The 20,968-nt window shown below is 69.0% G+C and carries 17 protein-coding genes; 2 read left to right on the top strand and 15 right to left on the bottom strand.

The genetic code is table 11. The annotated features are described in order from the left end of the window. Positions 1-11: 11 nt before the first annotated feature. From HD596_RS08575 to HD596_RS08510, 15 genes are all read right to left on the bottom strand, one after another. A complete protein-coding gene (locus HD596_RS08575; RefSeq protein WP_185068751.1) occupies positions 12-4,304 on the bottom strand; it encodes a LamG domain-containing protein in 4,293 nt (1,430 codons plus the stop codon). Positions 4,305-5,571: 1,267 nt separating this feature from the next. Then, positions 5,572-5,700 carry a hypothetical protein gene (locus tag HD596_RS63625; protein ID WP_281398175.1) on the bottom strand — a complete coding sequence of 43 codons (129 nt, stop codon included), beginning with the start codon at positions 5,698-5,700 and terminating at the stop codon, positions 5,572-5,574. A 300-nt stretch (positions 5,701-6,000) separates the two neighbouring features. Next, the gene (locus HD596_RS08570) at positions 6,001-6,696 is read right to left on the bottom strand and encodes a TauD/TfdA family dioxygenase (RefSeq protein ID WP_185068750.1); all 696 of its coding nucleotides are present in this window, start codon (positions 6,694-6,696) and stop codon (positions 6,001-6,003) included. A 1-nt stretch (position 6,697) separates the two neighbouring features. Further along, on the bottom strand, positions 6,698-7,807 hold the full coding sequence (locus HD596_RS61460) for a shikimate kinase (protein ID WP_313043301.1): 1,110 nt from the start codon (positions 7,805-7,807) through the stop codon (positions 6,698-6,700). Beyond that, entirely contained in the window at positions 7,782-8,645 is an 864-nt protein-coding gene (locus HD596_RS08560) for a phosphotransferase family protein (RefSeq protein WP_185068749.1), read from the bottom strand. The genes HD596_RS61460 and HD596_RS08560 overlap by 26 nt, the downstream gene beginning before the upstream one ends. Continuing rightward, positions 8,642-10,111: an NAD(P)/FAD-dependent oxidoreductase gene (locus HD596_RS08555; RefSeq protein WP_185068748.1), complete on the bottom strand. Its 1,470-nt coding sequence runs from the start codon at positions 10,109-10,111 to the stop codon at positions 8,642-8,644. The genes HD596_RS08560 and HD596_RS08555 overlap by 4 nt, the downstream gene beginning before the upstream one ends. Continuing rightward, positions 10,101-10,892, bottom strand: coding sequence for a nucleoside-diphosphate kinase (locus tag HD596_RS08550; protein ID WP_185068747.1), 792 nt, complete (start codon positions 10,890-10,892; stop codon positions 10,101-10,103). Before HD596_RS08550 ends, HD596_RS08555 begins: the two co-directional genes overlap by 11 nt. Beyond that, positions 10,880-11,524 carry a type I 3-dehydroquinate dehydratase gene (locus HD596_RS08545; protein WP_185068746.1) on the bottom strand — a complete coding sequence of 215 codons (645 nt, stop codon included), beginning with the start codon at positions 11,522-11,524 and terminating at the stop codon, positions 10,880-10,882. Before HD596_RS08545 ends, HD596_RS08550 begins: the two co-directional genes overlap by 13 nt. After that, positions 11,521-12,732: a DegT/DnrJ/EryC1/StrS aminotransferase family protein gene (locus HD596_RS08540; RefSeq protein WP_185068745.1), complete on the bottom strand. Its 1,212-nt coding sequence runs from the start codon at positions 12,730-12,732 to the stop codon at positions 11,521-11,523. The genes HD596_RS08545 and HD596_RS08540 overlap by 4 nt, the downstream gene beginning before the upstream one ends. After that, entirely contained in the window at positions 12,725-13,993 is a 1,269-nt protein-coding gene (gene aroA / locus HD596_RS08535; protein ID WP_185068744.1) for a 3-phosphoshikimate 1-carboxyvinyltransferase, read from the bottom strand. The genes HD596_RS08540 and aroA overlap by 8 nt, the downstream gene beginning before the upstream one ends. Positions 13,994-14,046: 53 nt before the next feature. Beyond that, complete coding sequence (locus tag HD596_RS08530; protein WP_246555844.1) at positions 14,047-15,150, bottom strand: Gfo/Idh/MocA family protein; 1,104 nt, start codon at positions 15,148-15,150, stop codon at positions 14,047-14,049. Beyond that, positions 15,150-15,797, bottom strand: coding sequence for an HAD family hydrolase (locus HD596_RS08525; protein ID WP_185068742.1), 648 nt, complete (start codon positions 15,795-15,797; stop codon positions 15,150-15,152). Before HD596_RS08525 ends, HD596_RS08530 begins: the two co-directional genes overlap by 1 nt. Next, on the bottom strand, positions 15,794-16,618 hold the full coding sequence (locus HD596_RS08520) for an ROK family protein (RefSeq protein ID WP_185068741.1): 825 nt from the start codon (positions 16,616-16,618) through the stop codon (positions 15,794-15,796). Before HD596_RS08520 ends, HD596_RS08525 begins: the two co-directional genes overlap by 4 nt. Further along, entirely contained in the window at positions 16,611-17,768 is a 1,158-nt protein-coding gene (locus HD596_RS08515; protein ID WP_185068740.1) for a nucleotidyltransferase family protein, read from the bottom strand. Before HD596_RS08515 ends, HD596_RS08520 begins: the two co-directional genes overlap by 8 nt. 47 nt (positions 17,769-17,815) lie before the next feature. Next, a complete protein-coding gene (locus tag HD596_RS08510; protein WP_313047515.1) occupies positions 17,816-18,049 on the bottom strand; it encodes a phosphopantetheine-binding protein in 234 nt (77 codons plus the stop codon). Between the two features lie 476 nt (positions 18,050-18,525). Between HD596_RS08510 and HD596_RS08505 the strand changes: the two genes are divergently transcribed. Both HD596_RS08505 and HD596_RS64680 read left to right on the top strand, forming a co-directional pair. Continuing rightward, complete coding sequence (locus tag HD596_RS08505) at positions 18,526-19,755, top strand: condensation domain-containing protein (RefSeq protein WP_185068738.1); 1,230 nt, start codon at positions 18,526-18,528, stop codon at positions 19,753-19,755. Between the two features lie 10 nt (positions 19,756-19,765). Further along, positions 19,766-20,968: an acyl-CoA dehydrogenase family protein gene (locus HD596_RS64680; RefSeq protein WP_185068737.1), complete on the top strand. Its 1,203-nt coding sequence runs from the start codon at positions 19,766-19,768 to the stop codon at positions 20,966-20,968.

Raw genomic sequence — 20,968 nt, 5'->3', positions numbered from 1 at the left:
CCGTCACGGGGTTAGCCGTCGGTGAGCGACAGGCGCGCGATCTGGCCCGAGCTCAAGACGCCCTGGTAGAGCCGGACGTCGTCCAGTTCGCCGACCCAGGCGTCGGCGTCCGCGCCGGCGTAGCGGCCGCGGCCGATGGAGGTGGGGCCGGTGGCATTCCATGGCGTGTAGGTCCACACCGTTTCCTGCTGCAGGACGCCGTTGACGTACAGGCGTAGCGACTGGGTGGCCCGGTCATAGACGCCGGTCAGATGCGTCCACGTATTGAGTTGCGGTGCCGCCGTCGACTGGGCGAGCGCACCGCCGGTGCCGACGCCGTCGGTGGCGTAGCGGTTGAAGACCCAGCGGTTGAGCGTCTTGTGGTACTGCAGGAAGAAGCCGCTGACGTTGGTGCCGTCCTGGCCGGCGACGGTGTAGACGGCGCCGGCGCTGGTCAGCTTGACCCAGGCCGCGACCGAGAAACTCTGGCTGGTGTCCACGACCGGGCCGCTGGTTGTGCCTGTCGAGTCGGACTGGCCGTTGAGCAGGAGCGAGGCGCCGCCCCCGTCCCACAGCTCTTCGGTGGCGAAGTTCGCGCCGGAGCCCAGCGTGGCATCGTTGCCGGTGGGAGACAGGTCGGCACCGTCACCGTCGTTGAAGCCGAGCCACAAACGCTCGGTCAGGTCGCGGTAGGTGTCAAGTTCGGCACCGGCAGCCCGCTGGGCGATGACGTCCTCCGAGGCGACACCTTGGAAAGCCCAGACGTCGTCCACGGTGCCGGCCCAGTACTCGTCGAAGCCGCCGCCGGGCTTCATCCGGCGCCCGATCTGCAGGTTGCCGCCATCGAAGGCGACGGTGTTCCCGCGGACCGACACCGACTCGGCCAGCTGGCCGCGAACATAGAGCCGCAGTTCCTTCTTGGGAGCCTCGTAGACCACGGCTAGGTGATCCCACAGATCAGTCGACGCGGTCAGGAAGTTGGGGTGCTCGACGCTCTGGAGCGTGGCGGTCGCGCTGTCTGCCGATGGCACTTCAACCTGCCAGCGCTTGCTGGTGACGTTGTAGCGCACCGAGAAGGCGCTGGTGGCCGCACCGGCCTGGCTGAAGGCGGTGCTGTTCCTTGTCGGGGTGGCGCTGGTGGCGCGCACCCAGCCCGCCACGGTGAAGCTCTCGCTGGCCCGTACCGGGGCGACGCTGGTGGCTGCGTAGTCGTCGATGCCGTCCAGGGCCAGCCCCTGATCGTTGGTGTAGCCGTTGTCGGTGCCGATCATGGCGCCGCCGCCGAAGGTCAGGTGGCGGGAGAAGACGGAGTCGTCCGTGCCCGAGGTGCCCTTGTTCAGCTTCCACCGGCCGGCCACGACCGTGCCGGAGGCGGCGTACAGATCGGCGATCTCTTCGGCGGGCAGCAGCCGGTCGTAGACCTGGACTTCGTCTATTTTGCCGGTCCACCGGTCGACCAGCGCGCCCTTCCACTTACTGCGGCCCAGCACGAAGCTGCCGGTGGCGTCGAAGCCGTTCGGCGCCGCCATTTCACCCGACAACTTGCCGTTGACGTACAGCTGCAGCTTGCCCGCGGCGGAGTTGAAGACACCCACCAGATGGGTCCAGCGCCCCACCTGCGCGGTCTCGGTCGAGTACAGCCAGTAGGAATTGGTGTAGGTGTCGCTGTCCTGTCCCATCCGGAGCAGGCCCCACTTCTTCTGATCAGTCCGGTAGGACAGCGAGAACCCGCTCATGCGGTTGCCGTCTTGAGAGATGATCGCCGCGTGTGCGGCGCCGTTTTCCAGGTAGGCCCAGGCCGAGACGGTGAAGTTGGCCGTGGTAGTAATCACCGGTCCGCTGGCGGTGGGCCAGGAGTCGGTCCCCGGTAGCCGGATCGCCGTGTTGCGAACGTTGACGTTGCCATCGGCGTCGGTCTCCTCGTTGACGATGCCATTGGCGCCTGCGACCACGCCGCCGTCGTGGGTGAGCGGGAAGGTCTTGGCGTCCCCATCGGGGTTGACGTCCGCCAGCGGGTTGGCGCCGGGCTGGTCGTCCAGCTTCCACTGCGCGACAGCCTTGCGGCCTGCGGCCACGACGAAGGTGTAGGGGTTATCCGCGCTGAACTTCTTGGCGGCGTCGTACGCCTGAACGTGCAGGACGGAGGCGCCGGTCCCGGTGGGAGTGTACGAGACGGTCTTGGCTGCGCCGCTGGTCACCGCGTAGTCGGTGTAGGCAGCATCGTCGAACCACACGCGGTAGCCGGTGACGTCGGTGGAGGCGGAGTCCACGGTGAACGAGACCGCCTGTCCGACCGCGCAGCCTGCGGCCCCGTCGGCCGGACAGGTGCTGGACGTCACGGTGGGAGCCGCAGGGGCGGTGGTGTCATACATGAACCGGCAGCGTGGGCTCCACGCGCTGTAGGCGGTGCCGTCGTAGGCACGCACATCCCACTCGATGATCTTACTTTGCGGGATGGCCGCACCACCGACGGTCGAGGGCAGCGTCTGCTTGAACCACGTCTTGGTGGTCTGCGCATTGGTCAAGGCTGACGTCCACTTGTCCACGCCATCCCAGCGCAACCGGAACTGGCCCTGGACCTTGGCACTGTCCTGGGTGTCGGCATCCTGGAGGTAGGCCTGCAGCTGCGGCAGCTGGTTGACCGGCGTGGGCGTGCCCGTGACACAGGCGCCACCCGGGCTGGTCTGCATCTCGGTCGTCTTCGGCACCGACGGCAGCGTGTTGTAGGTGATGCGGAAGGCCGCGTCGTAGTGGAAACGCTTCCAACCCAGCCGGTCGGCCTCGTCACCGGCGCGCAGGCCGAAGGCGAATCGGGATTGGCCGGCGGCCAGCGCGTCGACGAGGGCGTCCTTGACTGCGGCCTGGTCGAAGATGACATCGGAGGCGGGGCAGTCGGCGCTCCATCCGTTCGCCTCGTTCTTGGTGGCCAGCTGGCGGCGCCACCAGCCGGACTCCTTCTGCTTGTCCCAGTCGATCTGGTCAGCGAAGTTGTCAGTCCACCACAGCTCGACCGGAGTCTTGGTGCACGAGGAGGAATGCGTCTCCTTCACCTGGAACTCCGCGTCGATGATGGACTTACCCGCATACGCGCTGATCGGGAACTCGTAGTGCAGCCGCTTGATGTGGCTGGAGCCGCACCCGACGAAGCTGGAGTGGCAGTACCCCATGCCTTCGTTGTCTTTGCCCTTGAACTTGTAGTACGTCGTGCTGGGGTATGCGCTGGTGGTCATCGCCCACTCGGCCGCGTGGACCGTCGTGGTCTGTGGGTCGATGAAGACCGGGAACTGGGTGTCAGGCGACGCCAGCAACTGCGCATCCGGCGTCAGCACCATCTCCTGCCCGGACACGGCGGTGGCCATCTCCGCGACCTGGGCACCATCACCCGGCCCGTCGGCCGTGCTGGCCTGAATGGGCGCCTTGAAGTCATCAGGCGCCGGCAGATCAGCCGTCGATGCCTCCTGCGGCGAGGGCGCCGGCTCGGATTCCTGCGGTACGGCCAGGCGTGACTGCGGCTGCGCTGCGTCCGTCTCCGGCGCCTGTTCGTCGGGGAGGCTTTCTGCTGAAGATGGCTCACCAGATTGCGTGGACGACGGTGTGGCCGTCGGGGAGGCCTCGGGTGCAGCCACCTGCTGCACCTCGCTGCCGGTAGAGTCCCACATCAGCGGCACCGGCGTTTCGAAAACCGTGCCGCCGGTGGCTTCATCCACAGCGATGATCTTTCCGGCGGCATCCGCCTTGATCCGCACGCCCTTACCCGTGAGCGGGTAGCGCACCTGAGCCAGCGCGGGGTTGGCGGCGGCTTCGCGCGTCTTGACGACGAGCACGTGGGAGAAGCCGGTCGGCTCGGCACGCACCTGCAGGTCCACCCCGGGGAGCACCTCGGCGTACAAGGCCGTGTCCCCGTCCAGGGCGGGCTCAGGCAGCGTGCCCTTCCAGCCCAGCACAAGCTGACGGCCAGCCTCGTCGACCGTGGCCAGCGGACCGTCGCCACCGCCCGACAGTGTCAGCCCTACCGTGGTGGCCACGGGGCCGATCGAGCCGTCGGCGCGCTTCTTCAGCGCGGTGTCGATCTTGACCCAGCGGCCGTTCTTTCGCGTTCTGACGGGCCGCAGATGCTGCACCGAGGTGTAGGTGCCGTCAGGGTTGACCAGTAACTCACTGGACTCGCCGAGCATCGTGGCGAGCTCCACCGGCTCGCCGCTGGCCTTGGCTCGGGCCAGTGCCTCTTCGACGGTGACCGCCGGTCCATCGGCGGAGCTTGTTGCGGCAGCCGCCGCACCCAGCCCCGCTGCCAGCGGCACCCCTTGCACCAGCCCGAGGACCAACGCCCCCACGGCCGCCGCGGACGCCCCGCGTAACCACGACATGAATCCCCACAGAAATGATCAGTAAAGCCGACATAAGCCGCAGAAACGTATCAAGGTCGCGTATCCAGCCAAACAAGATCATTAGCGGTAACGCACAGCGGACCGCGCGGGAAGCACGCCCACATCGGCCATCCCGAACTTGCGGAGATCAATTCAGCGCCCCGTATCGATCGGATCACGATGCCGTCGCCAGCCGGGAGACACCTCGGATGGCACCACGATGGCCAAGTGCTCTACCTCAAGTGCCGGGTTTGGCGGGCAGGTAGGAGCGGGTCTCCTCCCAGGTCAACCTCAACCAGAGGAAGCGCACGCCCAAGATCAGTCAACGTTGGAATGGTCAGCGGGCGCGATCCAACTGGGAGGTCGGATTCGGCTTGTGCAGCGCGGTGGCGCTTGGAGTGTATGCACGTATTTAGCACGGTCAACGGTTGTGTCCGTCGCGTGCCCGGGCGGTCGTAACGGGTTACCGGAGGCCTGAATGGCCCAGAATTAGGGTCTGAACTGGGGAAACGCCATCAAGATCATCCCGCGCATGTCCCTGATCATGGTCTTACGGCTGCATCTGGGCACCGTCGGCTGCCTACCAAGGTCCACCAAGCAAAAGACCTGCGGCTGAGAAACCGCAGGTCAGGGGCTGAAATGCCTATCTAGGTGTGTGCCCCCGGCAGGATTCGAACCTGCGGCACCCGCTTTAGGAGAGCTGGAGCTGTTTGGAGTCCAGTATGTCTTGCAATGGGGCATATGTAGCTGCCGCTCGATGTGCGTCGGCTTGTCAATGATGACCTCCCGTCGTCCATCGCATGACTGCTGTTTGGCCTGGTCGGAACGATATCCGTGACGGGAGCCTTGCAAGGCGTTCCCGCTCTTCAGATGCGGGTGGCCTATACGAGCCAGCACCGCTGTAGTCGGCTCAGCCCGTTGTGGCCTTGGCGTAGTGGAACACCCTTGGGCGGGAGCGGGTGCTCCAAGCGCCAGGGGAAGCGCGGACGGGGCGTTCGCTTCGTGAATTGGTACTCGATGCTGGTCAGCTACGTGGACGGCGCCATGACCATAAGGCCCACTGCGCCCTGTGGATCTATTTCGTGTCGACGAGCTTTCCGAGGGCCAGGAGTCCACTGGCGATGAGCAGCAGGCTGAAACCCCCACACGAGCACGCCAAGAACGGCGCTCGCCACAACCCCGCCCATGGCCAGGATGATGACGGTGGCAATGGCGATACGCATGGCTAGTCCGCGATCGGGCGGCCGAAGGTGACGGCCTCCAGCACGGACCGCGGTGCTGTGGAGCGGAGGGCGGCGTCGGGACGTGCGCCGAGCGCGTCGTTGACGGTCGAGAATGCGATCCGCAGCGTCACGAACACTGTGATCGCGTGCCACCTTTCGCGCTTAGGGCGCCAGCGCCGCTCCTCAGGCGTCAACCCGTCATCGTCGCCCCGCAAGCACTCCCGCTGCCGTACGGGCGTCGGCGGACTCGGCCAGCTTGTATCCCCAGGCCAGCGAGCAGTACAAGTCCCCGAAGGCCGACGCGCAGGTCACCAGGATGCCGCGTGTGCGCAGGTCGAGCCCGCCTGCTTTGACGATCTCCCGTACCAGGTCGAACAGCCTGGAGACCGTACCGAGCTGTCGCCTTCTTCTCGGTCGGTGTGCGCCTCACGCTACGCCAATGGCCGTTCGTCCCCCCAGGCCGTCCGCAGCGTCCGGGTCGCCTGGCCGGAGAGCGCAGTGCGACCGTGGAGGTTGCGGCGGTTGTCCAGCCAGAGGATGTCACCGCGCCCGAGGGCCACCGGACGCTGCACCGAGGGTTGCCTCACGAGATCGCTCAGTTCCTCGACGGCTGCGGCTCCTTCCGCGGTGTCGGCCCTGATCCGGTACTTCTCGTCGTGGCGGAAGCGGATTGTGGGCGCGTCGCCGATCCCCAGCACGGGGCCCCGCCCGAGGGCGGTCCTGCCGTCGTCGCACCGTACGAAGTGGAACTCGGGCCGGCGGAGCACCTCGACGGTGGATCGTGGCAGGTGTGTGGCGAGGTCGCCGGCCCGCACGACCCGCGACTCACCGAATCCCGGCAGGTCTGGCTCCACGTACTGAAGGAACAGCATGTCGGGGGGAGAGGGCTCGAAGCTGCCGTCGCTGTGCGGCAACAGCCTGCGCTCGGAATTGGCCACGGACTCCCCAACCGCCATACCCGGCTCGAAGTGCACCATCTGGATCTCTGGCCAGAACGTCCCGCCGCGCGGCGTGCTGACCGCGTTGACGAGCCGCATGAGATCGTCGACCGAATCTCCCGCCTGGCGCAGCACCGCGTATCCCGTGGCCGCGAACTCTTGCCGTGCCTGGTCAAATGTCGCGCTCATATCATCCTCTCCGGTTCGTGGCCAGCAACATCCGCACCGTGGCCGCCACCTGGGCTGGGGTTCGCTGATCGGTGTCCACGGTCAGGCCGGCGACGATCCTGTAGTACGGCTCCCGCACGGCCTCCAGCTCCAGCAGCCGTGCCCGCGGGTCGCCCGCGAGCAGCGGCCGCCCTGCGCCGTCGCCGACGCGCTCGTGCAGGCTCGCCACGCTCGCGCGGAGCAGCACGACGGGGGCGGCGGACGAGAGCAGCGCCTGGCGGGTGGCGTCCGTGACGACCGCGCCTCCGCCCAGGGCGAGCACCCCGTTGAAGGCGCTTAAAGCATCTGCGATAACCTCCGTCTCCAGCTTGCGGAACGCGTCCTCGCCTTCGGCGGCGAACAGGTCGGGGATCGTCTGTCCCGTGCGTTCTTCGACGAGCTGGTCGGAGTCGGCGAAGGGCAGCCCGAGCGAGTCGGCCAGCAGCCGGCCGATGGTCGACTTGCCTGCTCCCGGCATGCCGATCAGTACAGCGTACGGCCTGACCAGCAGCGCGCGGGCCTGAGCGGCCACCTGCTCAGGACACTGCGCGGAGTCGAGCGTCACCTGTTCGTAGGGCAGCTCGCGACCGGCCAGCTCGTAGGCGTGGACGCGGTCACGCAGCCGGGCCAGCGGCTCGGGCGCGCTCAGCACGTCGTCGCCCTTGACCCGGTTGCGGATCCGGTCGAGTGCCGTCTCCGGTTCGACGGTGAGGCGCAGGGACAGATCCGGTGGCGGCAGGGACCTGAGCAGATGGCGCAGCGCCTCGTCTGCGGCGAGGCCACGTTCGTGCAGCCGGGCGAGCAGGGCGCAATGGTAGAAGGTGACGAACGCGTGACTGTGCGGGCTGCCTCGGTAGACGTGCAGGTCCGCGTGGCTCTGCCGGATGGCATCGAGGATGACCACTAGCTCGTGTTCCCTGCTGCTGAACGCGTCGGGCCGGCCGAGCTCCAACATCACGCGTTCGAGGAGGTTGCGCGACTCGCTGCGGACGATCCGCTCGTAGGCGCGTACGCTTGAGCGCAGGCGGACGCGGAGCCCGTCGACGAGCGTCGACTTGCCGGCCCCGTCAGGGCCGCAGACCTCGATCAGCACGACAATCCCTCCCCAGCAGGTGTCTCTTCAGCGCCTCGGCCGCCGCCTGCCATGGTGGCGTCGCGGGGCGATGGCTCATGGCGACCCGCCACGCGAGGATCTGCGTGCCGCCGATGGCGACCCAGGCGTCCAGGTCCGGCCGGCGGGGCAGCGCGTGGGCGGTTCGGTAGCCGTCGAGCAGAGCGGCGTTCGCCTGCGCGGCGCCGGCGCCCTCGACCAGCGCGGTGGCGAACAACGCGCGGCCGAGGTCCAGACCGAAGGGCGCGATCATCGCGGACTCGAAATCCACGAGAGTCCCGTCGGCGGGCCGGTCGAGATAGTTCTCGGGCCCGGGGTCCCCGTGCGTGACCACGTGATGTGCGCGCGGAACGGTTACCGCCGCCAGGATCGGGCCGGTCTCCCCCAGGTACAGCGCAAGGTTCCGGACCCGCCGGCGGTGCTCCGTCTCGATGGTCTCGCCCGGCGACGTCCGCAGACCGTCGCCGGGCGCCGGGACCGTCGCCAGGGACGCCAGCGCGTTCCCCAGCCGGAAATATGCGCCGGCCGTGCGGCTGGGAGAGCCGTCCACGTGGGAGAGCACCAGGCACGTACGCCCCTGCCAGGTGGTCTTGTCCAGGACTGCGGGGACAGGCGCGGCGTGTCCGGCGAGCAGCCGCAACGCCTCGTACTCGTTGTCCAGGCGGCCGCTCCCCGAGTCGTCCAGCTTGATAACCACCCTGTTGCCCCGCTGCGCGTCCACTCCCGAGTACACCTGATGCGACCGGCCGGCGGGTAACGGCGTCAGGTCGGTCACGCGGCGCCCGCTCGCGAGCATCGCCTCACTCGGCGACCTCGTCATCGGCGAGTGTCCTGCGGCGCGGCCCGCTCCCGGTCCGCCAGCTCGTAGAAGAGCTGCGGCACGATCTCCGACATCGGCGTGGCGGCGAACTTCGATCGCAGGACGGCCCGCTCGCTGTCGTCCTCGTCGGTCGCCACGCGGCCGAGCGCGATGAGGAAGGACCGCAGCTCCCGATAGCGGTCGTAGGGCAGGTGCCCGCCGGGCTCCAGGAGGAAGGACGCGAGATGCCCGATCCCCTCCTCGACGATGCCCGCGATGGAATCCCCGAGGGGGTTGGCCGGGCGCAGGCGTCCATCCGCGGGGAAGGGGTTGTCGTCCGCAGGGGCGCCGGAGCGGACCTCGCGGCTGACGATGTCCGCGATTAGTGGCGCCATCAGCAGCCCGTTGCGGTATGTGCCGGTCGCGACGTACAGGCCCGGCACGGGGGTTCTGCCGACGAGTGGATGGTAGTCGGTGGTGAGCGGACGCATGCCGTACGTGACCGACCGGAAGGCGGCTGCCCGGAAGCCTGTGTTGATCTCGTGCATGGCGGCGTGCAACAGCGAGTGGACCTCGCCCGGCGTGACGCTGTCGGCGGAGCCCGGGGTGCCGGAGATCCGGTTCGTCGCACCGATGTAGATCGATCCGTCCCCGCGCGGCACGACATGGGTGCCGCAGGCGAAGTCGCGGTTGGGCGTACGGACGACGTGCGGGTAGGCCATGGGCATGCCAGTGACGACCGCACTCACGCCCTTGCCCGCGAGCAGCCGCGGCAGACCTGGGCAGGCCTCGCGCACGCCGTCCATGAGCGCCTGCACGCCCGCGCCGGCGGCCAGCACCACCACCGGCGCGGAGATCAGAGACCCGCCGGCCGTGCGCGCGCCGACGATCCGGTCGCCGGCGCGCAGCAGCTCGGAGACGAACGTGTCGATCCGGTGCGCCCGGGGCGTGGCCCGGATCAGGCCGTCGAGCCTGCGCAGCAGCTGCACCGTGTCGACCGCTCCTTCCTCCGGCAGGAACAGCGCCTCAAACGCGTCATAGCCGCGCGCGGGGCGAAGGCCGGGGACGTCGTCAGGATCCATGGGCTCGGCGCGAAGGCCGTACCGGTGCGCTGCGGCCCTCATAGCGGCCAGCGTGCGCCGGTCGGACTCGTTGACCAGGTTGGCGATCACCACGGATCCGGGGGTGTAGAACACCGATCCGCCGTCGTCCTCGTTGAGAGCTAACAGGAAGTCGGCGTAGTAGGCCGACGACCGGATGCGGAACTCCAGCTCTTCGAGATTGCCCTTCTTGTCCCAATCGGGGGAGATCTCGCTGATCGGAGAGAGCATGGCACCGGCGGCTGAGGAGGCGGTGCCTGGGGTGGTGTGATCGGGACCCACGCACGCGACCGACATGCCGTGTGCCGCCAGGGCGCGACTGATCGCCAGTCCCAGCACGCCCGCTCCGACCACGACGGCGTCCACGCTCAGGTTCTCAATTTCCATCGGGCTCCTCCAAGCAGAGATCGAGATAGCGCAGGGTCGTGTAGGCCAGGTACGTCGCCCACGTGGACGTGTGGCGGGTGGCGAAACGCCAGTAGCCGGTATCGCCGGTGCGCACGCCTTTCAGCAGGTCGCCGCCGTCCGCCGCGGCGCGGTCCCATATCTCCCGCGCCGTACGCAGGGCGACGGCCGACGGGCCCACCTGGTCGGCCGGCCAGTCCGCCTTGCCGATCCAGGGCTCGACGGCCTCGGCGATGGTCGTCCACATGGGCAGCCGGTGGGGCCGGCCGGAGCGTACGGCGGTGGGTGGCGGCCCGGGGAGGGAGGAGGCGTGGCACAACGGGGCGTCGAACAGCGCTTCGGTCTCCCGTTCCAGGTCCTCGGTTGCGTCGGTGGCGTGGACCAGGTTGAAGATGGGATTGAGCGCGCCCAGCGCGCCGCGCAGGGTGTCGGGCCGGGCCCGGCAGGGGATGAAGTGTCCCTTCAGCGCACGCGAGACGTAGTCGGAGACCGAGTCGAACCTGGACGGGTACGACCCTTCAAGCAACACGGCATGGACCGGGCCCAGCGTGTACAGGATCGCGTTCAGATCCCAGTCCAGGCGGCCGCCGGTGCGGGAGGTCGCATAAAGGCGCGCGCGGCGTTCAGGCGTGAGCATGACCTCGCGGAAGGCGAGCGGCGCGAGGCCTCGGGACGCTAGCCACGCGAGCAGCTCTCCGGTGACGTTCTGGACGACGCCATCGGGTTTCACCACGATCATGGCGCGGCGGTTCAGATCGACCATGGGCTCTCCAAGATCGTGGAACAGGTGGTCAGCTCGCGGTACCAGTGCGCCGACATACGCTCGGCGGTGGGGGTCAGCGGCGCGTACACGAGCCGCGAACCCCACAGGGCGGCGGCGACGCGCGCTTGGCGCCCGCCCATCGGGGTGAGCGACAGGCCCGGCCGCCCGGCCGGCCACTGGGACAGGACTGCGAGCGCGGCTTCCACATCCGGACGGGAAGGGGCGGGATGAGCCACCTTCACCAGTTCGCCGCCGAGCTCGGCCAGGGTCTCCGCGACGGCCCGGAGTTCATCGGGGCCGCGGGGCGGCCGCGGCAGATGGCGAGCGAGAATCGGCGTGACGCCGCGGTCCTCGGCCAGGCGCGCCAGCTCGCGGGCCGCAGCGTCGTCTCCGGCAACCTCGAACTGCAGGTGCGTGATGCCGGCAGGGAGCCCGCGCCGTACCATGACGGCCAGGTCCGGGCCGGCCGGTGCGCGGGTGGCGGCGATCACGTTCGCCGTCCAGTCCGTCGGCCGGGGCGGGAGCGCCGGGATCCCGCGATCCAGGTCGAGCTCGTACCAGTGGAACTCCGCGGCCTCGGGTAGGCGGGCGACCTCGCACACCAGGTGGTCGAGCCGGAAGGCGCTAGTCATGCCGCGTCCCGTTGCCAGGCCGCCAGCTCTTCCGGCGCGCCCATGATCCGCTCCCACGCCGTGGCCAGGTCCTCGCCGAACCGCGGGTCCAGGAGCATCCTGTGATGCAGCCAGATCCCCCGCCGGGCCGCCTCCCGGCCGGCCGGGCACACCTCCGGTCGCGGATCGTCCAGTCTCGCGAACGCGGGCAGGGCCGGCCAGGCCGGGTAGAGAACCTGGGCGGGAAGGCCTTCCGCAGTCAGCGCGGCTGCGAAGGCGGCGTTCGAGATCCCGTCGTCGAGCAGCGTCTCGGGCATCCTGATCAGGAACATGTAGTGATCGTGCCGGGACACCTCGGGATGGGTCAGGACCGCCGCCTCCGGGGGCAGGAAAGCCGCGGCCGCGACGGCCGTGCGGTCCCGCACCGCCCACAGGGTCTCGTAGTCGTCGATCTGCGCCAGCACCACCGCCGCCGCGAACTCGCTGATCCGGCCGTTCGTCCCGGCGATCCGGTGATCGTAGCGGCTGCTTCCCCGAGGGCGCCCGCAGTTCGCCAGCCGCTCGACGCGTTCGGCCAGCGCAGCGTCGCCGGGGATCAGCACGGCTCCGCCGTCTCCGCCAGGAAGCAGCTTGGCGGCCTGGAAACTGAAGGTGGTGAGATCGCCGGCCGTGCCAACCCGGGCCTCCGCCCAGCGGGCCCCGATCGCCTGGGCGCTGTCCTCCACCAGGGCAAGCCCGTGAGCGTCGCAGAACCGCCGGCACGCTGTCAGGTCCACGGGCTGGCCCGCCAAGTGCACGGCGACGAGCGCCCTGGTCCGCGGCGAGAGCCGGTCCTGGGCGGCCGTGACGTCGAGGTTCCACGTGGCCGCGTCGACGTCCACGGAAACGGGGAGGGCGCCCACGGCCACCACGGCCGACGCCGTGGAGACGAACGTCGTCGCCGGCACCAGGACTTCGTCTCCCGGCCCGATGCCGAGCCCGCGCAGTCCGATCTCCAATGCCACGGTGCCGTTCGCCACGCAGACCACGCGCGCGGCTCCGAACCACCGCGCCAGCCTCTCCTCCAGCCGCTCGCTGACCCCGCCGCCGCTCTGCCACCAGTGGCCGCTGCGTACGACCTCGCGGACGGCCGACTCGACCCGCTCGTTCGGCGTCGGCCACAGGGGGAAGGGGCTCGTACGGACCGGCGCCGCTCCCAGGAGGGCGAGTGTCGTGACCGGCTCAGACACGTGCGCTCCTTTCCCGGCGGTCGCCGAACAGCCGGGCGAACTCGTCATGGAAGCCGGGGAAGGTCTTGCTGACGCACGCTTCGTCATCCAGCTCCACGCCGGGTGTGCGCAGGCCCAGCACGGAGAACGACATCGCGATGCGATGATCGCGATGGCAGGCGACGAGCGCGCCCGACGGCCGGGACGGATGGATGCGCATCCAGTCAGGGCCGGTCTCGACCGCGACCCCGCAGCTCGTCAGGTTCCGCGCCACGACCTCCACACGGTCCGACTCCTTCAGCCGCGCGTGCGCTATCCCGTGAATGTGGACGGGTCCGTCGGCGAAGGGAGCGAGGCAGGCGAGTGTCATGAACGTGTCCGATATGTCGCCCATATCAACGCTGAAGCCGCCTCGAATCCGCGCCGGGCCCGCAACAGTGGTGTGCGTGGCGGAGATCTCCACGTCGGCTCCCATGGTGGACAGCACGTCCACGAACCGCAGATCGCCTTGGCCGCTGCCCGAGCCCAGACCCGGCACGGTGACGGTTTGCCCAGTCAGGACGGCGGCCGCGAAGAAGTACGACGCGGTGGACGCGTCGGGCTCGATGTCGATGTCGGCGGCCCGGTAGGAGCCGGGGCGCACCGCGAGCGTCCCGTCGGGGCGCCGGTCCACGCCGACGCCGAAACGGCGCATCAAGCCGATGGTCATGTCGATGTAGGGACTGCTCACCAACGCGCGCACCCGCGTAACGAGCGGCTTGTCCATGAGCGGAGCGGACAGGAGCAGGGCGCTGAGGTACTGGCTGCTGAGCCCCGCGTCCATGTGGATCTCACCGCCTGCCAGGCCATCCGCCCGCATCTCGAACGGCAGATCCCGCGTGGCCCCCACCGGGTCGATCCTCGCTCCCAATGCGCGCAGGACGTTCAGGAGCGGACCCAACGGGCGGCGGCGCAACTGGTCGGAGCCGTCGAAACGGAAGGAGCCGCGCCCGCAGGCGGCGAGGGCGGGGAGGAACCGCGCGGCGGTGCCGGCGTCCTGGCAGTCGAGTTCGGCCCGCGCCGCGGCGGGGCCTCCGCCGGGGCTCGTCACCCGCCACGTATGCGGGTCGCGATCGTCCACGGCGTACCCGAGCGCGCGCAGGCAACGCGCGAACGCGAGGGTGTCGTCGCTGATCAGCGGACGACGGATCAGGCTGGCACCGCCGGCGGCGGCCGCGGCGAACAAGGCGCGGTTGGTCAGGCTTTTCGAGCCCGGAATCGTCGCGACTAGCTCTGTCGACATGGTGTGTGCTCTCCAGTGGGTGAGGTGACCGGCGACTTCGACGCGGGTCCTGATCAAGCGAGGGTAGCGGCGACGGACGAGGTCGTGGCCAGAGAGCGCGCGAAGGCGTCGCACAGCGTCACCGACCGCACGGCCACGTCAAGATCGGCGGCCTCCGGCGGGTCCGCGCCCGTCATCGAGGCGTAGGCGACGTCCAGTTGCCGCCGGTACTCGACGGGCTCTCGCGACTGGCGGTCCAGCACGACCTGCCATCGGGCGTTGCGGGGATCGCTGACGCGGACGCAGGGGCCCTCGATGCGCTGCCGGTCGGGACTGAAACCGAAGACGGTACGGAGTTCGGCCACGCCCCGGGTGCCGACCGCCTGAAGGCATACCTCGTCGCCCGCTCCCTGCTGGTTCCACGAGACCAGCAGCCGGACGACACCATGCCCGGCCACTCGCGCGAGCGCGTGCACGGTGTCTTCGGCGGGGCCTTCAGCGCGGTTCTCGGCGGCGGGTCTGGACTCGCCGCACCACGTCCCGCCGTACCACGGGGCGACGCCTTCGTCCACTGGAGCGGGCGACGCCGCGGCCGCGAACGCGGTCACCTCGCCCGACCAGCCGGTCAGATGGAGCGCCAGATCCGCGAGATGAGAGCCGAGATCCCACAGCACCCCGGCGGCAAGCCCGCCCTGAGTCCCGGGAACGCCGTGCCGGCGCGTCCACTGCGCGGAGAGCTCCCGGATCCGCCCGATGCGCTTCGAGGCGAGGAGGTCCCGCAGGATCTCGACGTCCTGACGGTAGCGGTTGGTGTAGCACGGGAACACGCGGCGCCCGTGACGGCGGCTCGCCTCGGCCACCCGTCGCGCGTCACCGGCGGCGATGGCGAGCGGCTTTTCGCATATGACGTGCATGCCGGCCGCGAGCGCCTCGACGGCCAGGTCGGCGTGGGAGGCGGCAGGCGTGCAGATCACCACAATCTGCGCCCGCGCCGAGGCGATGGATCCGCGGTGGGCACGTGTCCCGAACTCCACGGCGACCCGCTCGGCCACGCTCGGGTCGCGGTCCGTTACCAGGATCTCCGGCTGCCACGGCTGGGAGAGCAGGTAAGGCAGATGAACCCGCCTGGCGATCTCCCCTGACCCCACGAGCAGCACGCGGATGCGATCCCGGAGCATCACGAGGGGTCCTCCAAGAGGTCGCGGAGCATCGCATCGAGCTGCCAGGGACTGGAGACGAACTGGTCCGGACCCTCCGCCTTGAGGTCGTCCAGACGGCCGGCCCCCCACAGACAGGCCACAGTCCGGACACCGGCGGCGTTCCCAGCCGCGATGTCGGCGCAGGAGTCTCCGATGAGGATTGCGTTACGCGGTGCGACGTCGAAACGCTCGCACAACCACCAGACCCCGTCGGGGGCGGGCTTGGGTCGGGGCGGGTCCGACGGTGTCACGAGGTCGTGGCACACGGACGTCAGCCCGAGCAGCGACATGACGTGCTCGGTGCGCGGGCGGTCCTTGCCTGTGATGACGCCGATCCGGGCGCCGCGCCGCGCCGCCTCCGTCAGCACCCTCCACATGCCCGGAAAAATCTGGACCTTGTGTGCCTGCTCCTGGGACCGGCTGCGGAAGCGACCCACGATCGCGGGAGGCAGCCGCAACTCCGCGACGATCTCCTCGAACGGGCGCCCGGCCATGGCCAGGAAGCGGTCGACGGGCGCCTCGCCGAGGCCGCCGCACTCGACGTAGGCCGCTCGGAACGCTTGCGTGGCGATCGGTTCGGAGTCGATGATCGTGCCGTCCAGGTCGAACAGGACCGCGGTCGTCACGACGTCCCCCGCACCAGCGCGCCGAGGAGGGACGAGCGCTCGGGCCGTTCGGGGACGACGCACTCCAGTCCCCGCGCCGCGAACCCGCCGCGTACGAAGCGTCGCACGGCCGTACGGCGCAGCAGGCCGCCCGTGGCCAGGATCCGGCGTATACCCAAGACACGGGCGAGGTCGGCCAGGACGTTCAGGCAGCCTTCCCCGTCCGGCCAGGCAGCGGTTCCCCGCTCCAGCAGGACGTCGTCGGCGGGCAACGCGGCGAGGGCGGTCTGCAGGCAGCCGCGTCGTCCGCAGGAGCAAGCCCGGCTTGATGCCAGCGCCCTGATGTGCCCCAGCGTGCGGGCGTCGCCGGGCAGGCCGTTGCGCACGCCACTATCGAGGAGGAACCCGCCGCCCATGCCCGTGCCCAGCGTTAGCACCAAGAGATCCCGGACATCCCGGGCGGCGCCCAGCGACATCTCACCGCGGATGGCGGCCGCGCCGTCGTCGATGATGTCGAGGTGCGCCCTGTCGTCCAGGCCCAGAACGGAGCTCAGGCGGCTGCCGGTCCAGTCCGGGCGGTTCGGCCATGCGGTGACGACGCCCGATCCGTCCGTGGCGCCGGGGAAGGAGACCCCGACGGTGGCCTCAGGTCCCGCGGCGGCGGCCCACGACCGGACCGTCTCACGGAGGTCGGCGAGCTCTCGCGGGTGGCGGTGGCCGGTCGGGCCTTCGCCGACCACCCGCAGCGACCCGCGCTCCAGGACGCCGGCGGCCCAGGTGGTGCCGCCGATGTCCACGGCCAGCCGGTGCCGCGCCGCCGGCCCCGCGTCCCGGCTAGACACGGGGAACCGTCGAGGAGCCGCGGACCGCGCCGCTGCGGTCCCGGGCGAACAGCCGATCGGCGAAGGACAGGTCCCAGGTCTCCACCCTGCCGTCGACGGCCCCGTACTCCTCCAGGAAGCCGAGGTCGTCGGGACGCAGCGCTGCGAGCCGGTCTTCCGGCACGTCGCCCGGGTAGAGAAGCGCCGCGTAGTACATTGCGTAGTAAACGCCGTCCGCGGCGCCGCTTTCGGCCGCGTGGTCCAGGACGGCCTTCCAGGCGCTCTCGGTGGTGACGTACGCGCACATCGACGCGATGTCGAGGAACTTCAGCAGTTGGAGATCGACGCCTGCCTCGATGTAGTGCCGAGAGGTCGCCTCCTTGCGGAAGTGCAGGCAGAGGTCGACGAACTGGTCCTCCAGGGCGAGCGCGTAGGCGTCCGCACCGCACAGCCGGGTGGGCCTTCTCCTTGCCAGCAGGTCCCTCGTCGTCAGCGTCTCCTTCGACCTCGGCTTGGACACGCTCAGGCACAGGTCGACGAAGAAGACGTCGACCTCCTCGCGATCAGAGAGCTTGGCGTAGGGGAGCTCGTTGGGGACGTGCATGCGCCAGAACGCCTGGGTGGAGCGGGTAAAAGGCTCGATCGAGGTCCCGTCTGCAGACAGCCGGCCCTGGGTGTAGCCGTGTGCGGCCAGGATGTCGCCCACGCGCTCCGCGTCATCCCGATCGATGAGGAGATCGAGGTCGTTCATCCGGCGCAAACCCGGATCCCGGTACAGCGTCTCGGCGATGACGGGGCCCTTGCGGACCGCGTACGGCACGCCCGCCGCGTTGAGCGCGCCGAACAGCACGGCGAATTCCTGGCCGAGGACCTCGTTTCGCCGCTTGTTGGCGAAGTAAACGGAGTTGTGGAGCCATCGGTATGGGATGAGCGGGATGCCGTCCCCGCCGTTGTGCAGATTATGGCGTACGATATGCCTCCCGACCAGCGGTAATACTTTGTGCCGACCGGCCTGGTCGATGAAGAGTCCCCAGTCGAAGTCGTTCTTGTGGTCGCGGAGAAGGCGGCGGCAACGCTCCGCTTCTGACGTGGTGACCTCGATCCTGGAGAGCGACAAGAGCAGGTCGAACTCCGGGCGATCCGACCACCAGGCATGACGAAATAAGCTCATCCCGTTCCTTTTGCTGTGGCAGAAATCGGCGGTGCGGGGCCGAGGGGTCATCGCCCGTGGTCGCGAGCGGCTTCCTGGATCTCCGCCGTGATGCGGTGAAGTGAGCGGAGCGTGTCCGCGCTGAGCTTGCTCTGTTCGAACTCGATGGAGAACTCGTCCTCCAGCGCCAGGAGGAGCCTGACACTCGCCAAGGACGTCATGCCGGCCGCCCACAGGTCCGAGTCTGCGGAGAGTCCGGAGGCGTCGTCGATTCCGGCGTGCGCTTCGACCACTTTTCGCACCCGCTGTTCGACAGACGCCTCATCATCATTTTCGAGCACGCTTCGGCTTCCTCCCGATCAGCCAAATACCCATGTCCCTCGCCTCTGGCATGCGGCAGACGTGCGCACATAGCGGAGGAGGGGGTATTGATCCGATGAGATCACGGCCGACTTAGTTTGGTCAACCGTTGAACTAATTGAGGCAGTGCATTATGGTCCCGCAGAGGGCTCACCGGCTCGTCCCGGATGTTGTCATGAGCCTAGTTAAAGTCCGCTATTCATCGGAGGTCTTCATTGACGCGCCCACAACGGGTTGTCCTCTCTTGAGCGGCATACGTCGACATCACATCCGCTTCGCCGCGCCACCGGGCAGAAAAGGACCGTTGACGTGGGCGCAAAGGCATCTTTGGGAGTGGCGGCTGCAGGACTCGGTCGGACCGGCGGCCTTCGGACTGTCCCGCGTCGTCCCGGTCACCGGCCGTCCGCCAGCTGCGGTCATGGACGCGATCAGGGCGCTGGTGGAGCGGTACGAGGCCTTGCGCACCAGCTACCACGTGGCCGCCGACGGCGTCCCGTACCAGGTGAGCGCGGCTGACGGCGGCTTCGACGTCGAGATCAGGCCGGTGCGGGGAAGTTGTGAAGACCAGGCCGTGGCCGTGGCCCAGAAGCTCCGCCTCGCAGCCGGTGACGTCACCGCGGCGTGGTCGTCCCACTTCACCCTTATCACCGAGGATGAACAGCCCCGATACCTCGTTTTCGCCGTTTCGCATTTCAGCGTCGACGGTTGGGGGATGCGCGTGCTGACGGAGGAATTCCACCGGCTGCTGAACCACGATCGGCCGCCGCGAGCCCAGGAGTGGCAGCCGATCGATCAGGCCCGATTCGAGGCCGGCGCGGCAGGCGAGAAACGCAGTAGGAGATCGGTGGCCTACTGGCGGCACTGCCTGTCGAGACGGCCGGAAAACCAGCTCACCCTGGCCCACGGCGACCCAGCCGAACCCCGATTTCAGGACGCGACCCTGGAATCCGCCGTTCTTCCCGGATACGAGCGGATCCTGGCACAACGGTATGGAGCGACCGGCTCCAGCGTGATGACGGCGGCGGTCGCCGTGCTTCTTGGCACATACACCGCGAGCTCGTCATGCCTGCTGGAACTCATCGTCTGCAACCGGATCGAGACCAGGCTGCTCGATTCCGTCTGCAACATCGCGCAGAACTCTATCTTGCTCGCCGATCTCACCCCCGGCACATTCGGCGCGGTCATTCAGTCGACCAACCGGTCGATCGTCAGCACGAACCTCTTCGGTCAGTACGATCCGCTGCGTCTGGAGGCGGAGATTCGCGAACTCCGCGCGAAAGACCCGTCCGTCCTCCCCCATCTCTGTTGCGTCAACGACAAACGGATCGGCGGAGCAGGCGGCCTCCAGCAGTCACCGCCTGCGCCGGCCGCGTCAGAACCATCGACATTCACCTGGGGAGAGCGATATCCGTCGGGCTCCACCCGCTTCTTCTTCGCCATCGAGGGTGACGCGAGCCGCACCCGCCTGCGCCTGCACGCGGACGCGCTCTACATGCCGCCGGCGGACGTCAATCGTTTCCTGTTCGGTGTCGAGGCCCTGCTCGCGCACGCGGCGGAGCAGGACACCCCCCTGGCGGACGTGGCGGCCGTGGCCGGGATCCCGGTCATCGGCGGGGTCACGAAATCGGTCTCTCGGACAACCACATGAGGATTCGACGGTGACGCAAGCAGAAGCCTCCACAACGACAGACGAAAGCACGTCCGCACGGACGATCGCCCGTGAACTCGTCGCGGTCCTGCGGCGGAACGCGGGAGCGGTGGACAGCCAGGCGCGGTTTCCCGAGGAGAGCATGGCCGCAATTCGCGCATCAGGCCTCATGGGACTGCTGGTGCCGCGCGCGTACGGCGGGATGGGGCTCGGCCTGCGTGAACTGGTGGACGCTGCGGAGATCCTCGGCGGCGGATGCGTGAGCACGGCCTTCATGTGGGCGATGCACTGCCAGCAGGTGGACGCCATCGCCCGGTTCGGCGGCGCGGAGCTGCGCGGGGACGTCCTGCCCGCCGTGGCACGGGGGGAGGTCTACATCGCCTCGGTCACCTCGCAGAAGGGCAGCGGCGATCTTTTCTCGGTCGCGGAGGCGATGGTCGACCTTGGGGACATGGTGTCCTTCACCCGATTCGCGCCCGTGGTGACGGGCGGCGCCTATGCGGACGGCTACTTGATCACCCTCCGGAGGTCGGAATCAGCGCCGAACGGCGACGTCCGGCTCGTCTACGCACATCGGCGGCAGGTCGACTTCGCCGTCCGCGGCGAGTGGAATGCGCTCGGCATGCGCGGCACGCGCAGCGCCGGGGCCGAGATCAGGGGCTCGGTCGCTCACCACCAGATCATCGAGACCGCCGGCGGCATGCGGCGGGTGGCGATGGAGAGCCTCATCCCCACATCCCATCTCGCCTGGGCGGCATGCTGGCTCGGTACCGCCAGGACCGCACTCGCCGAGACGACGGCGAAGCTGAGGCGCCAGGGCGCGGCGGCCACGGGGCAGGAGGCGACGTTGCTCAGGATCGCGCGGGCCCGCCTGACCCTCGAACTCGCCTCCTCCTACGTACGTACGGTCTGCGACTACGCCGCCGACGCGCGGTCGCACGGCATTCCCGACGGCCGCCTGCCTGATCTGCAGATCCATCTGAACAACGTCAAGGTTGCCGCCGCCGAAGCCTCGTACGAGGTGATCAACCAGCTCATCCACGCCGCCGGCGTGGCCACCGGATATCTGCAGAACTCGGACATCCCCCTGGAACGGCACCTGCGAGATCTCCGCGCCGCCGGCCTCAACCAGCCCGACGATCGCCTGATGAGCGCGAACGGCCACCTCGCCTTCCTGGACCGCAGGGTCCTGCGACCGGGAATGGCAGGCTGA

This window comes from Nonomuraea jabiensis (assembly GCF_014204795.1).
GTDB classification, from domain to species: Bacteria; Actinomycetota; Actinomycetes; order Streptosporangiales; family Streptosporangiaceae; genus Nonomuraea; species Nonomuraea jabiensis.
This window is presented reverse-complemented; position numbering and strand designations above follow the sequence as displayed.